Raw genomic sequence first — 14,727 nt, 5'->3', positions numbered from 1 at the left:
TTTGACAATTTCGGACCCCTGTCCGGGCTTTATCCGCGCAAAAGGAATTCGCGGCGATAGGACAAGGGCCATTTCTCAGATAGTGGATTTGTGCCAGCCTTTCGTTTCCAGATGTTGTCGAATGATATTGCGCTGAAATCCAAGATTTCGGTGAAATATTCGTGCGGCCTTGGAAAGTCCGGGTGAACGGATCGGAAGGGGATGTCGAAAAGGCCTCTGTAAAAGACAGGTTTGGGGGCTTTTTGGATGAAATATAAGGGTCTGATTTCGCGCGGCGCGATTGCCGCCGCCTCGATCTATTCGATGCCTGTATTGGCACAGGATGCTGCGCCGCAAGAACCGGCGGCGGTGCCGGGTCAAACCATCATCGTCACCGGCACCCGCCGCACCGATCGCACCGTCGCGGAATCGCCGACGCCGATCGACGTCTATTCCGGTCAGGAACTGCAGAAGCAGGGCACGGCCGACATGAACCAGGTCATCCAGAATCTCGTCCCCTCCTTCTCGGTCGCGCGCTATGCGATCGGCGACGGTTCCTCCTTCGTGCGTCCGCCCAACTTGCGCGGACTGGCGCCCGACCAGACGCTGGTGCTGGTGAACGGCAAGCGTATGCACCGCAGCGCGCTGGTCCAGATCGGCGCCAACGCCCAGTCGGCCGGCGCCCATTCCGCCGACCTGGCGCAGATTCCCGCCATCGCGGTGAAGGCGGTCGAAGTGCTGCGCGACGGCGCATCGGCGCAATATGGGTCCGACGCGATCGCGGGCGTCATCAACATGACGCTGCGCGACGATGTCGGCTATTCGGGCTATGCCCGCTATGGCCAATATTATCGCGGCGACGGCGAGGATTATCAGGTCGCGCTGAACGCCGGGTTCAAGCTGGGTGACAGCGGCGTCATCAACATCAGCGGCGAATATGTGAATGCCGGCAAGACCAGCCGCGGCGTCACCCGCGCAGGCGCCCATCTGCTGGCGCAGGAACAGCCCGACATCGGCGTTCCGGCACTGGCGCAGCGCTACGGCAATCCGAAGATGGAATCCTATCGCTTCTTCGCCAACGGCCATTTCGACCTGGGCGACGACAGCAGCATCTATTTCTTCGGCAATTATGGCCACAGCTTTCAGGAGGAAAGCTTCAACTATCGCCAGTCGGTCGACACGGCGGGCGTCGACATCGAAGGCAACAGCTTTGGCCGCAACGGCATCTTCAACGACTATTTCACCGATTTCAACAATCTGCTGCCCGGCATCCAGACCGGAAGCGCGGGCGGCAATGTCTATGCGCCCAACGGCTATGACCCGACCACCCGCGACTATACGCAGGTCGCGAATTGCTCCGACCCGCTGGTCCAGAACTGGAGCTGCGTCTATTCGGGCGGCTTCACGCCGATCTTCTTCGGCAAGATCGACGATATTTCCGGCACGCTCGGCTATAAGGGGACGCTCGGCTTCGGCCTGAATTATGATATTTCCGGCAGCTACGGCCAGTCGACGCTGCGCTACACGATGGACGGCACGATGAACCCGTCGCTGGGCATCACGTCGCCGACCGAATTCTATCTCGGCAAGCTGGAGCAGCGCGAAACCCTGTTCAACGCGGACTTCAGCTATCCCTGGGAGGTCGGTCTGGCCAGCCCGATCACCATCGCCTTTGGCGGGCAATATTTCCGCGAATCCTATGAGCTGGGCCTGGGCGACCCGGCCTCCTATGCGATCGGCCCCTATACCGGAAACCTCGTCTTCCATCAGGACGGCACGCCGGTGTTGAATGCCGATGGCACGCAATTGTCGGTCGCCCTGCCGGTCGGCGCCAACGGCTTTCCCGGCTATGGCCCGGCCATCGCGGGGGAGAGCAGCCGCAATTCCAAGGGCCTCTATATCGACATCGAAGGCGACATTACCGATCAGTTATCGTTCGGCATAGCGGGCCGATATGAGCATTTGTCGGACTTCGGCAATTCGACCACGGGCAAATTTTCGGCCCGCTACGCCGTCGTGCCGGACATTCTGGCCCTGCGCGGCACGGTGGCGACAGGTTTCCGCGCGCCGACGCCGGGGCAGGTCAACACCAGCAGCATCGCGACCACCTTCAACCCCGGCAATCCGAACGCGATCGAATCGATGACCCTGCCGGTGACAAGCCCGGTCGCGGCCTATTTGGGCGCCAGGCCGCTGACGCCGGAGGAATCGGTCAGCTTCTCGGTCGGCACGGTCTTCACCCCGGCGCCGGGCGCGACGCTGACGATCGACTATTATAATATCAAGGTGAAGGATCGCATCGGCACGTCGGGCACCTTCGTGATCGAGGATGCGGACCGGCCGACGCTTCAGTCGCTGGGCCTGGCCAACTATGCCACGGTCAATGAGGTGCAGTTCCTGACCAACGCCTTCGACACGCGGACGCAGGGCATCGACGTGGTGGGCAGCTATCGCTTCGCGGTCGGCGACCTGGGGTCGCTCAATTCGACCCTGGCCTTCAACTGGAACAAGACCAGGGTCACGGACCGCGATCCCACGGTCGTGTCGGACGTGCGTGTGGCCCAGCTGGAAAGGACGCTGCCCAAGACCCGCGTCATCCTGACCGAAAACTGGACCGCAGGGCCATTGTCGGTGCTGGGGCGGATGAACTGGTACGGAAAATATACGATGACGGACGATGGCCCGGTGTCGCAGACCTTCGGCAGCGAGTTCGTATTCGACCTGGAGGTGAGCTATGAGATCAACGAGAATTTCACGCTGAGCGCGGGCGCGCAGAATATCTTCAGCAACTATCCCGACAAATTCTCCAATACGAATGGGACGCTGGGACCGGTCTATGCCTCGACCGGCGGCCGCTTCACCGGCGACATCTATCCCGACGTGTCGCCCTTCGGCTTCAATGGCGGCTTCTGGTACGGCAAGGTCGGTTTCAAATTCTGATCCGTTCCTGCTACTTTCTTGCGGCCGGTCCCTTGCGGGGCCGGCTGCTTCCTTTCATGAGCGGGCCATGCTGACCCATCGTCTCGCCACCGCCGCTGACGAAGCGGCGCTGTCCGCCGTCATGACCCTGGCCATCGACCGGCTGCAATCCGATTATCTGACGCCCGAGCAGGTGAAGACCAGCCATGGCTTCATGGGGCTGGACAGCCGGCTGATCGCCGACGGCACCTATTTCCTGATCGAGGAGGACGGCGCGATCGCCGGTTGCGGCGGATGGAGCCGGCGGGCGACGGCCTATGGCGGCGATCACAGCGCGGGGCGCGACGACCGGCTGCTCGATCCGGCGAGCGAGCCGGCGCGGGTGCGGGCGATGTATACCCATCCCGATCATGTCCGCAAAGGCGTGGGGACGATGATCCTGTCGCTGTGCGAGGCGGCGGCGAAGGCGGAGGGGTTCGTCGCGCTGGAACTGACAGGCACGATGGCGGGGGTGCCGCTCTATCGCAGCTTCGGCTTCGAAGGCGTGCGTCCGTTCGAGGATAGCGGCGTGCCGATGCTGCTGATGCGCAAGTCGATCTGATTCAGGGGTAGCGGCTGGTCCACCACAGGCCGCCAAGGCTGATGAGCGCCGCCGCCGACATATAGAGGCCGACCAGCCCTACGCCCTGCGCGCCGATCAGCCAGGTGGCGACGATCGGGGCGAGCGCGCCGCCCACTATGCCGCCGAGGTTGAAGGCGAAGGACGCGCCGGTATAGCGTAGCTGGATCGGGAAGAGGGCGGGCAGATAGGCGCCCAGCGGCCCGTAGATGAAGCCCATGGCGAACAAGGCGAGGCTGAGCGCCACGAAGATCGGCAGCAGCATGGCCGTGCCGATCAGCGGGCCGAAGGCGAGGCCCATCAGCAAGGTGCCGGCGCAGCCCCAGGCGAGGACGCGGGTCGGGCTGGCGCGATCCGACCACCAGCCGGCGAGGATGATGCTGAGCGCCATGAACAGGATCGCGCCCAATTGGATCGCGAGGAAGATTTCGCGGTCGATCCTGAGCGCGGTGGTGCCGTAGCCGAGCGCAAAAGCCGTCGCGATATAATAGACCGCGAAGCAGGCGGCGCAGGCGAAGGTGCCCGCGATCGCGGCACCCAGATGCGAGGAGAGGAGGGTCGCCAGCGGCACGGCGGGCGGCGGCGCTTCCTTCTGCGCGGCGGCGAACTCGGGCGTTTCGGTGAGCTTCAGCCGGACCCACAGGCCCAGGATCACCAGCACCGCGCTGCCCAGGAAAGGCAGGCGCCAGCCCCAGGCGAAGAAGTCCGCATCGGAGAGGAATGCGCCGAGGATCAGGAACAGGCCGTTGGCGGCGATGAAGCCGACCGGGGCGCCCAACTGCGGGAACATGCCGAAGCGGGCGCGCCATCCGGGCGGGGCATTTTCCACCGCCAGCAGCGCCGCGCCGCCCCATTCGCCACCAAGGCCGAAGCCCTGGCCGAAGCGCAGGATGCACAGGATGAGCGGCGCCCACCAGCCGATCATCGCATAAGTGGGCAGGAAGCCGATCAGCAGGGTGCAGCCGCCCATCAGCATGAGCGAGACGACCAGCGTCGCCTTGCGCCCGATGCGGTCGCCATAATGACCGAAGACGGCCGCGCCCACCGGGCGGGCGAAGAAGGCGAGGGCGAGGCTGCCATAGGAGGCCATCAGCTGCGCCGTGGGCGAGGAGGCGGGGAAGAAGAGCGAGGGGAAGATCAGGCTGGCGGCGGTGGCGTAGATATAGAAGTCGTAAAACTCGACCGCCGTGCCGATCAGGCTGGCGGCGAGCACCCGCTTGTGCCGCCACATTTCGCCCATGCCGCTGGTGTTTGTCACGTCCCGTTCCCCCTGTCGCTTCATCCCATTTCGTCATTCCCGCGCAGGCGGGAATCCATCTCCGGCGCTATCCGGTGCCGCAAGGCCGGGAGATGGGTTCCCGCCTCCGCGGGAACGACGATCCTCTAATTTCTTCGTTTCTGGTTCAGCAGTTCATAGGCCATGACCGCGGTGGCCACCGCCGCGTTCAGGCTGTCGGCCTTGCCCCGCATCGGCATCTTCACCAACTGATCGCATTCGGCCTCGTAGGATTCAGGCAGTCCCTGCGCCTCATTGCCGACCAGCAGGAAGCTGGGGCTTTGATAGCGGGGTTCCTGATAATCCTGGGTGGCCTTCAGGCTGGTGCCGATCAGTTCGCCCGGCCCGGCGCGCAGCCAGTGCATGAATTCGCCCCAGCGCGCCTGGGTGATGGACTGGGTGAAAAGCGCGCCCATGCTGGCGCGCACCGATTCGACCGAGAAGGGGTCGACGCAATCGTCGATCAGTATGAGGCCGCCCGCGCCCACGGCGTCGCCGGTGCGCAATATGGTGCCCAGATTGCCGGGATCGCGCAGCGACTGGGCGACGATCCAGATGTCGGCCCTGCCGCGATCCAGCCTGTCCAGCGGGGTGAGGCGGTCGCGATAGACGCCCACCACCGCCTGCGCATTATCCTTGCCGCTGATCTTGGACAGGATGTCGGGCGTGGTTTCGATCACGTCGCCCCCGGCCGCTTCGATCGCGTCGATCAGGTCCAGCGCCAGAGGGTGGGTGGAACCGGCGTGGAAGAGCATTTCGGGCAGCACGCCTTCCTCGCGCGCCTCGGTGAGGATGCGCAGCCCTTCGGCGAGGAACAGTCCTTCGGCCTTGCGATATTTCTTCTCGCGAAGGGATCGGACGCGCTTCACCAGCGGGTTGGAAAATCCGGTGATTTCGCGTGCCACGTTCGATGCTGGTCCCAAAAGACGAAAGGAAGCGGCTTCTCTACCCATGGAAAGGTGAAAAGGACAGGGGGCAGGTTATGATGATCGTTGCGCGATGGATTTGGCCCGCGAATTTTGCAAAGAGACAGCCATGACCGTCGAACCGCCCCCGCCGCCGCCCGCTCCCCCGCTGCCCGGCCCCCCGCTCAACGTCACGCCCCGGATCGAGGACGGTTTCTTCCTGGGCGTGGTGCTGATCGTGTCGATCGCCTTCGCGCTGGTCATCGAGCCGTTCTTCGCCGCGATCCTGTGGGGCGTGATCGCCGCCATCGTCTTCGCGCCGATCAATCGGCAGATATTGGCGGCGATGCCGAAGCATCGCAACGGCGCGGCGCTGATCACCCTATTCCTGATCCTGGCCATCGTCATCGTCCCGGCCTTCGTGCTGGGGGCGGCTCTGTTGCAGGAAGCGGCCTATTTCTATGCCAAGATCCAGTCGGGCGAGATTAATTTCGCGCGGCTCTTCGCGCAGGTGGTGGACAGCCTGCCCGACTGGGCGATGCCCTATCTGCGGCGGCTGGGCCTCACCAATTTCTATGCGGCGCAGGATATGGTGACGAAGGGCATCACCAGCAGCTTCCGCACGCTGGCGACGCAGGCCTTCCAGATCGGGCAGAGCGCCTTCAGCTTCCTGGTGGCGCTGGGCGTGATGCTCTATCTCACCTATTTCCTGCTGCGCGACGGGGAGAGGCTGTCGCAGCGGATCGCCGCCGCCGCGCCGCTGCGCGCGGGCCAGCGCACGGCGCTGATCGAGCAGTTCGTCATCGTCATCCGCGCCACGATCAAGGGCAGCATCGTGGTCGCCATCGTGCAGGGCCTGATCGGCGGCATGGTCTTCTGGGCGCTGGGTATCCAGGGGGCCTTGCTCTGGGGCGTACTGATGGGCGCCTTCTCGCTGTTGCCGGCGGTGGGCACGGCGATCATCTGGGTGCCGGTCGCCATCTATCTGTTCGCGACCGGGGCGATCTGGCAGGCGGTGATCCTGGTCGCGTGCGGGGTGCTGGTGATCGGCATGGTCGACAATGTGCTGCGCCCGATCCTGGTCGGCCGCGACACGCGCATTCCCGACTATGTGGTGCTGATCTCCACGTTGGGCGGGATCGAGCTGTTCGGTTTCAACGGCATCATCATCGGCCCGGTGATCGCGGCGCTGTTCATCGCGACCTGGAATATCTTCACCCGGATGCGGGGCGTGGGCGAGGTGCTGGACGGCTGACGCGCCGCATTTTGCGAGACATTCACCGCGCCGCGAGGCCTTTTTTTTGGCCGATTGACGTTACGCCATTTCCCGGTCGAAACAGCCCTTCAACCAATCGCGCACATTGTCCAGATCGCTGTCCAGCTTCACCGCCGCGCCAAGGTCCGGCTGGCCCGGCCAGCCCGCGTCCGCCATGGTCACGCCCGCCGCGCTGCGTGTCCCCGCATAGCGGGGCAGGACGTGGAAATGGACATGGGGGTCGACCATCATCAGCATCAGATAGTTGATCCTGTCATAGCCCACCGCCCTGGCCAGCGCCGCCTCGATCGTGGCGGTGACGGTCTTGAGTTCCGCATGGGCTTCGGCTGGAAGGTCGCCGAAGGCGGTGGCGTCGCTTTTCGCCGCCAGCACCAGCGATCCCAGCGTCGGCTGGGCCGGGCGCAGTAGGACCAGCCAGTGGGCGAACTCCGCGATCAGGGTCGCTGGCCAGCCGAATTTCTCGATCGTCGCGTTCATGCTGCTGCTTCATCCATCCAACTGACGATCGGCTTGCCTGAGCGCTTCACACCATAAGCCTGCGCCAACCGCACGGCATGGACGATCAGCGAGAGGATCGTCCACCAGGCCAGCGCGATCAGGCCGATGTCGGGACGGCCGAGCAGCAGCGCGACGAACAGGATCACCATATTCGGATTGCGCCGCGCGGTGATCAGGCGGAACTGGCTGTCGAATGGACGCCAGACATGGATATCCATCCCGAAATCCTTGAGGAACATCCCTTCGATCAGCCGTTGCAGCACATAGCCCGCGATCACCGCGGTCATGATGAAGGTGAAGGTGCCGGGCGACAGCGCCAGCCCCCAATAGACGAGGCCCGTTCCCCAGAAATACCACCAGAAGGGTGGGTGGACCAGATCGACGCCATGGTCGATCACATTGCCCCATTTGGACGAGGTGATGGTGCAGCGGGCGAGCTTTCCGTCGACCGTGTCCAGCACCATGAAGATGAAGCCGCAGAGGAAACCGCTCCAATACATGCCCTTGGCGAAGAGGAAGGTCGCGACCAGGCAGAGGGTGACGCCGATCACCGACACCATGTTGGGCGTCATCTTCAGCTGCGCGGCGATGCGCGTCAGGATCAGCGCCAGTTCGGGCCAGAGATATTTGGTCAGCAGATCGGTGACGCCCTTATAGGCGCCGAAATAGCTGCGCCGCTCGATCCCCCGCCGGGTCGCGGGGGTGAGTTCGCGCACCATCGGCTGCTCCAGCTTGCGTAACTGGCGATTGTAGAGTTTGCGCCCGTCCGACAGGTCGATGACATGGGGGGCGGTGAGCGGATCGGCGCCCTGCGCCACCTGCCCCACGACCGGCGTGCCCGCCCAGGCGAACAAAGTGCCGGGCGTTTCCAGCGCCAGGCGCAGCAGCAGCGGATCGAAGGCATAGCTAAGGTTGAAGAGCAGTTCATGCCCCTCCGCCAGCCTGCTGCCGTTCTTTGCAGCGCTTTCCGCCATGCGGCGATTGCGCTCGGCATTGGACATGCCCCAGATCGGCGTCGCATTTTCGCCCAGCAGGCGGACCGGGCCGAGGGTGGTGGTGAGGGTCTGGTTCATGCTTGGCTCGCGAAGTTCAGGATGAGGTCGGCCTGGCGCTGCGACGCGGGGACCGGGGACAGGTCTATCGATTGCTGCATCGCCGCCTTTTGCGCGGCAACATAGGTCGGTTGCAAGTCGTTCGCGCGGGCGAGGGCCTGGGGCAAGGCGTCGGCGCGCTCGATCACCTGGCCAAGACGCCAGTGGGCGAAGGTCTCGCAGGCGGCATCGCGATGGTCGAGATTGAGGAAGATGCAGGGCCGGGGTTCGAGGAGGAATTCATAGACCTGGCTCGACACATCGCCCAGATAGACGTCGGCGCTCATCGTATAGCTCATGTCGATCGACCGGCGGCTGCCCATGTCGACGCGGATATGGGGGGCGGCGCTGACGATCGGCGGGGCCTTGCGCGCCAGCTTGGTATGCGGGGCGATGATCACGTTCCAGCCGCTGAGCGATTCCAGCGCGGCCAGCACCGCCGGCCCATGGTTGATCCAGGAGGAAAGCTGCGGGTCGAAATGCGGATTGTAGAGCAGGACGGGCCTGTCGTCGGGGAAGAAGCGCTGTCGCGCCGCCTTCAGCTCGAACTTGGGATAGCCGCCGACCGCGACCGTCTCCGCCGTGCAGAGGCCGCGCGCGATCATCCGGCGGCGATCCTTCTCGCCCGCGACCAAGGTCAGGTCGAAATCGGCGTGGCGTTTCCTGTAGCCGCCCTCCCGATCGCCCGCGCCATGCTTGATGAGGATGAGGCGGGATCGAAAGCCGGGTATGCGGCGTAGCCAGGCGCTGCTGATCTCGGTCGTCACCAGCGTCGGGAAGCGGGCGATGGTCGGATAGTTGAGCAGCAGCGTCGCCAGCCGGGAGGGCTGGCGGAACAGCGAGTCGGGGCCGGAAGGCGGACGCGCCAGGCGAATGCGGTGCAGGCGGCCGTCGGGATCATAGCTGCCGACCAGCGCCAATATCTGGTCCGAAGGCGACAGGATGCTGACCCGCACATCGGGCCGGCGCGCCAGTTCCAGCGCGGCGGGCAGCCAGTGATAGAGCTGCTGCGCTTCGGCGATGGCGAGAAAGGCGATGTCGATCGGCAAGCGCGGCGGTTCCTGGCGGCGAGATGGCAATATTGTCCGTTCGCCCTGTTGGCACGAGGCACGTGACTCGTGCCAATGTCGAAGGGCCATTCTTTCTTCCGAAGAAAGGGAGGGCTTCGACAAGCTCAGCCCGAACGGAGGAAGGGGTCTTGTCCTGTCATTCCCATGGGCAATCGCTCCGTAGCGATCATGGCGGAGTAAGCAAGAAGGAGCAGCGATCCCCTCCAAATAATTGCAAGCCATTTGCAACAAGGGTTTGAGGACAGAAACATGGTCCTCAGCGCTGGACCTTTGCAGATTTTTCGTTATGCGGACCCCCATCAGACAGACATCGACGAAGAGGCTCGACGAGCGATGGCCGAATTTGCTTTGCCCAAGAACAGCAAGATCAGCGGCAAGGGCGTGACCTACAAGGCGCCCGAAGGTGCGACGAATGTCCGCAGCTTCAAGGTCTATCGCTATGATCCCGACTCCGGCGAAAATCCCCGCTACGACACGTTCGAGATCGACCTTGACCAGTGCGGCCCGATGGTTCTGGACGCGCTGCTCAAGATCAAGAATGAATATGATCCGACGCTGACCTTCCGCCGATCCTGCCGCGAAGGCATTTGCGGCTCCTGCTCGATGAACATGAACGGCCGCAACGGCCTCGCCTGCACCACCGCGATCGACGAGTGCGCCGGCAAGCAGGTGCAGATCACGCCGCTGCCGCACATGGACGTGATCAAGGATCTGGTGCCGGACTTCACCCATTTCTACGCCCAGTACAACAGCATCAAGCCCTGGCTGCAAACCGTCAGCCCGGCGCCCAGCGGCAAGGAGCGGCTCCAGTCGCCCGCCGACCGCGAGAAGCTGGACGGCCTCTACGAGTGCATCCTGTGCGCCTGCTGCTCGACCAGCTGCCCCAGCTATTGGTGGAACAGCGACAGGTTCCTTGGCCCGGCGATCCTGCTCCAGGCCTATCGCTGGCTGGCCGACAGCCGCGACGAATATACCGGCGAGCGCCTCGATGAGCTGGAAGATCCCTTCCGCCTCTATCGCTGCCACACCATCATGAATTGCGCGAATGTCTGCCCCAAGGGTCTTTCGCCGGCCAAGGCGATCGCCGAAACCAAGAAGATGATGGTCGAGCGGCAGCTGTAAGTTGGCGAGCGACGGCGTTGCGGGCGGGAAACCGCTGACGGATGGCAAATGGGCGGGATGGACCCCATGGTCCGACTTGCAATCCGATACGTTTTTGCAGGCGATCGGCCGCGGCTATATGCGCAGCGACGCGCCCGGCCAGGCGCTGGTCGGGCTGGAAACGCGCGTCAGCCATCGCAACCGGCTCGACACGCTGCATGGCGGTTTTCTCGCCGCCTTCGCCGATCATGCCTATTTTGGCGGGCTTTGGGCGATGGGGCACAAGGAACAGGTCAATGGCGTGACCGTCGACCTTAGCATGCAATATCTGGGCGCGGGCAAGGTCGGACCCGACCTGATCGCGGAGGTGGAGTTGCTGCGCGAAACCGGGCGGATGATGTTCCTGCGCATGGTGATGACCCAGGACGGCGCGCCCGTCGCGGCGTCCACCGCGACCATCCGCAAGGCGCCGCCCCTCAAGTGACCAGCGTCATCGCCCGCTATGACGCGCTGGTGCAGGCCGGCGAACTGAGGCCGGACCCGGACCAGCGGGCGGCGGCGGTGCGGCTCGGCGAGTTGCAGCAGGAACTGGAATCGGTGCCCGCGCGCGGATCGACCCTGTGGAAATTGCTGCGCAAGCAGCCCGAGCCGCCGCGCGGCCTCTATATGTGGGGCGGGGTGGGGCGCGGCAAGTCGATGCTGATGGACCTGTTCTTCGACACGGTCCATGTCCAGCGCAAGAAGCGCGCCCATTTCCATGAGTTCATGCTCGACGTCCACGCCCGGCTGGCGGAGGCGCGCAAGTCGGAGACGGGCGATCCAATCCCGCCGGTGGTCGAGTCGCTGGCCGACGAGGCGCGGCTGCTCTGTTTCGACGAGATGGTCGTCAACAATATGGCCGACGCGGCGATCATGTCCCGCCTCTTTACCGGGCTGCTGGAAAAAAGGGTGACGATCGTCACCACCTCCAACCGCGAGCCGGACGAACTCTACAAGAATGGACTCAACCGCCAACTCTTCCTGCCCTTCATCGACCTGATCAAGGTGAAGCTGGATGTGATGACCCTGAACGGGCCGACCGATTACCGGCGCGACCGTCTGGGCGACTCCAAGCTGTGGCATGTCCCCAACGGGCCGGAGGCGACCCGGGCACTGTCCGAGGCCTTTTTCCGTCTGACCGACTTTTCGGTCGAGGATCGGGCCAAGGTGCCGTCCGAAGACATCGTCGTGCAGGGCGGGCGCACCATGCATGTGCCCAAGAGCCTGAAGGGCGTCGCCGTCTTCTCCTTCAAGCGGCTCTGCGCCGAGGCGCGGGGCGCGCCCGACTATCTGGCGATCGCGCGCAAATATCATACGGTCATCATCGTCGGCATTCCCGTGCTGGGACCGGAAAAGCGGAACGAGGCGGCGCGCTTCGTGACGCTGATCGACTCGCTCTACGAATATAAGGTGAAGCTGCTGGCGTCGGCCGATGCGGAGCCGATGCGACTCTATCCCGAAGGCGATGGCGCCTTCGAGTTCGAGCGGACCGTGTCGCGGCTGATGGAAATGCAGTCGGACGATTATCTCGCCCTTGGCCACGGGCCGAAATAGGCTTTTACATCGGTTATTGCGGTCGCGGCGAGCTAATCCATTGTAACAGCAGCGGATTGCTTCGTTACACTCGCAACGGCGACATAATGGCTCCGCCCGTCGACGTTGCGCGCGCCGTTCATCTGAACGCAATTTTTGGAAAGGAAAACAGACCGGATGCCATCGCGAACGATGGCATCCGGCAGGATACCTCTGCAGGGAAGGCTCGCAGGCCAGGGTAGAAGCCCGGAGCGACAGGGGGTGAAAGGGCCTTAATGCAATTGCGAACGAATTGCAAAGATAATTTGCCTTCCACGGATTTCCGCGGTTGAAACCCCCGCTCGAAGGGCGTAGGCGGGCGTGCAATTCCAGTAGTCACGACTTGGAGGATGATTGCATATGGCCCGTAAGAAGATCGCGCTCATCGGCGCTGGCAATATCGGCGGCACGCTCGCGCATCTCGCGGCGCTCAAGGAACTCGGCGACATCGTCCTGTTCGACGTCGTCGAAGGCGTTCCGCAGGGCAAGGCGCTCGATCTGGCGCAGTGCGCTTCGGTCGAAGGGTTCGATGCGAAGATCACCGGTTCCAACGACTATGCCGACATTGCGGGCGCGGACGTCATCATCGTCACCGCCGGCGTCGCCCGCAAGCCGGGCATGAGCCGCGACGACCTGCTGGGCATCAACCTCAAGGTCATGAAGGCCGTGGGCGAGGGCATCGCCGCCAACGCGCCCGACGCCTTCGTCATCTGCATCACCAATCCGCTCGACGCGATGGTGTGGGCGCTGCGCGAATTTTCGGGCCTGCCGCACAACAAGGTCGTCGGCATGGCCGGCGTGCTCGACTCGTCGCGCTTCAACCATTTCCTCGCGGAAGAATTCAACGTGTCGGCCAAGGACGTCACCAGTTTCGTGCTGGGCGGCCATGGCGACACGATGGTCCCGGTGATCGAATATTCGACCGTCGCGGGCATCCCCGTCCCCGACCTCATCAAGCAGGGTCGTTCGACCCAGGAGCGCATCGACGCCATCGTCGCGCGCACCCGTTCGGGCGGCGGCGAGATCGTCGCGCTGCTCAAGACCGGCTCGGCCTTCTATGCGCCCGCCACCAGCGCGATCGCCATGGCCGAGGCCTATCTGGGCGACAAGAAGCGCCTGCTGCCCTGCGCCGCGAACCTGACCGGCCAATATGGCGTCGACAATCTCTATGTCGGCGTGCCCGTGATCATCGGCAAGGACGGCGTCGAGCAGATCGTCGAGATCGAGCTGAACGACGAAGCCAAGGCCAACCTCCAGGTGTCGGTCGACGCCGTCAAGGAACTGCTGGTCGCCTGCAAGGGCATCGACCCCTCGCTCGCCTGATCCTACCCAGCTTGCACCGGTCCGCCCCAGGTAAGTGCGCAGCCTGGGGCGGGTCGTTTTCGACCCAAGTGCCACGTCCACAGAAGCAAAAGGGACGCATATGTCCATTCTGGTGAACAAGAACACCAAGGTCATCACCCAGGGTATGACCGGTGCCACCGGCACCTTCCACACTGAGCAGGCTCTGGCCTATGGCACGCAGATGGTCGGCGGTGTCACGCCGGGCAAGGGCGGCACCACCCATATCGGCCTGCCGATGTTCGACACCGTCGCCGAAGCCAAGTCGAAGACCGGTGCCGACGCCTCGGTCATTTATGTTCCGCCGCCGTTCGCAGCCGATTCGATCCTGGAAGCGATCGACGCCGAAATCCCGCTGATCGTCTGCATCACCGAAGGCATTCCGGTGCTGGACATGGTGCGCGTGAAGCGCGCGCTGTCGGGTTCCAAGTCGCGGCTGATCGGCCCGAACTGCCCCGGCGTGCTGACTCCCAATGAGTGCAAGATCGGCATCATGCCCGGTTCGATCTTCTCCAAGGGTTCGGTCGGCGTCGTATCGCGTTCCGGTACGCTGACCTATGAAGCCGTGTTCCAGACCACCAATGCCGGCCTGGGCCAGACCACTGCGGTCGGTATCGGCGGCGACCCGGTCAACGGCACCAACTTCATCGACGTGCTGGAGCTGTTCCTGGCCGACGACGCCACCGAATCGATCATCATGATCGGCGAAATCGGCGGCGACGCGGAAGAACAGGCTGCCCAGTTCCTGATCGACGAAGCCAAGCGTGGCCGCAAGAAGCCGATGGCCGGCTTCATCGCCGGTCGCACGGCGCCTCCGGGCCGTCGCATGGGCCATGCCGGCGCGATCGTGTCGGGTGGCAAGGGCGATGCGGAAAGCAAGATCGCGGCGATGGAAGCGGCCGGCATCAAGGTCGCCGCCAGCCCGTCCGAACTGGGTTCGACGCTGGTCGAAGTACTCAAGGGCTGATCAGCCACTATATATGAAGCGGCCGGGCTGCACCCCGGCCGCTATTTTCCCGCTTCCGCGACTGCACGCGGCTG

General features: G+C 63.9%; 13 protein-coding genes. 8 read left to right on the top strand and 5 right to left on the bottom strand.

Annotated elements, in window-relative coordinates; translation table 11 throughout:
- Positions 1–246 precede the first annotated feature (246 nt).
- On the top strand, positions 247–2,919 hold the full coding sequence (locus tag AC58EF_RS03400) for a TonB-dependent receptor plug domain-containing protein (RefSeq protein ID WP_497274507.1): 2,673 nt from the start codon (positions 247–249) through the stop codon (positions 2,917–2,919).
- 67 nt (positions 2,920–2,986) lie between these two features.
- Positions 2,987–3,499, top strand: a complete 513-nt coding sequence (locus AC58EF_RS03395) for a GNAT family N-acetyltransferase (protein WP_497274505.1) — start codon at positions 2,987–2,989, stop codon at positions 3,497–3,499.
- 1 nt (position 3,500) lies between these two features.
- On the opposite strand, the gene AC58EF_RS03390 is transcribed toward AC58EF_RS03395, so the two are convergent.
- Together AC58EF_RS03390 and AC58EF_RS03385 are read right to left on the bottom strand one after the other, a co-directional pair.
- Positions 3,501–4,799, bottom strand: a complete 1,299-nt coding sequence (locus AC58EF_RS03390; protein ID WP_497274503.1) for an MFS transporter — start codon at positions 4,797–4,799, stop codon at positions 3,501–3,503.
- Between the two features lie 101 nt (positions 4,800–4,900).
- Entirely contained in the window at positions 4,901–5,698 is a 798-nt protein-coding gene (locus AC58EF_RS03385; RefSeq protein ID WP_497274501.1) for a TrmH family RNA methyltransferase, read from the bottom strand.
- A 130-nt stretch (positions 5,699–5,828) separates the two neighbouring features.
- On the opposite strand from AC58EF_RS03385, the gene AC58EF_RS03380 reads away from it, so the two are divergent.
- Positions 5,829–6,953, top strand: a complete 1,125-nt coding sequence (locus tag AC58EF_RS03380) for an AI-2E family transporter (protein WP_497274499.1) — start codon at positions 5,829–5,831, stop codon at positions 6,951–6,953.
- Between the two features lie 60 nt (positions 6,954–7,013).
- Here AC58EF_RS03380 and AC58EF_RS03375 read toward each other — a convergent pair whose 3' ends face one another.
- From AC58EF_RS03375 to AC58EF_RS03365, 3 genes are read right to left on the bottom strand one after another with little or no spacing between them, the layout of a single operon-like run.
- Positions 7,014–7,451: an HIT family protein gene (locus AC58EF_RS03375; protein ID WP_497274497.1), complete on the bottom strand. Its 438-nt coding sequence runs from the start codon at positions 7,449–7,451 to the stop codon at positions 7,014–7,016.
- A complete protein-coding gene (locus tag AC58EF_RS03370; protein WP_497274495.1) occupies positions 7,448–8,545 on the bottom strand; it encodes a CDP-alcohol phosphatidyltransferase family protein in 1,098 nt (365 codons plus the stop codon). The genes AC58EF_RS03375 and AC58EF_RS03370 overlap by 4 nt, the downstream gene beginning before the upstream one ends.
- A complete protein-coding gene (locus AC58EF_RS03365) occupies positions 8,542–9,612 on the bottom strand; it encodes a CDP-glycerol glycerophosphotransferase family protein (RefSeq protein WP_497274494.1) in 1,071 nt (356 codons plus the stop codon). Before AC58EF_RS03365 ends, AC58EF_RS03370 begins: the two co-directional genes overlap by 4 nt.
- 354 nt (positions 9,613–9,966) lie before the next feature.
- On the opposite strand from AC58EF_RS03365, the gene AC58EF_RS03360 reads away from it, so the two are divergent.
- From AC58EF_RS03360 to sucD, 5 genes are all read left to right on the top strand, one after another.
- Entirely contained in the window at positions 9,967–10,755 is a 789-nt protein-coding gene (locus tag AC58EF_RS03360; protein WP_497274492.1) for a succinate dehydrogenase iron-sulfur subunit, read from the top strand.
- Position 10,756: 1 nt separating this feature from the next.
- Complete coding sequence (locus AC58EF_RS03355) at positions 10,757–11,218, top strand: PaaI family thioesterase (protein ID WP_497274490.1); 462 nt, start codon at positions 10,757–10,759, stop codon at positions 11,216–11,218.
- Positions 11,215–12,327: a cell division protein ZapE gene (zapE, locus tag AC58EF_RS03350; RefSeq protein WP_497274489.1), complete on the top strand. Its 1,113-nt coding sequence runs from the start codon at positions 11,215–11,217 to the stop codon at positions 12,325–12,327. Before AC58EF_RS03355 ends, zapE begins: the two co-directional genes overlap by 4 nt.
- Before the next feature lie 378 nt (positions 12,328–12,705).
- Positions 12,706–13,668: a malate dehydrogenase gene (mdh, locus tag AC58EF_RS03345; RefSeq protein ID WP_497274487.1), complete on the top strand. Its 963-nt coding sequence runs from the start codon at positions 12,706–12,708 to the stop codon at positions 13,666–13,668.
- Positions 13,669–13,768: 100 nt separating this feature from the next.
- On the top strand, positions 13,769–14,653 hold the full coding sequence (gene sucD, locus AC58EF_RS03340; protein WP_497274485.1) for a succinate--CoA ligase subunit alpha: 885 nt from the start codon (positions 13,769–13,771) through the stop codon (positions 14,651–14,653).
- Positions 14,654–14,727 lie beyond the last annotated feature (74 nt).

The sequence above is a fragment of the Sphingobium sp. WR1 genome, from assembly GCF_059693745.1.
This window is presented reverse-complemented; position numbering and strand designations above follow the sequence as displayed.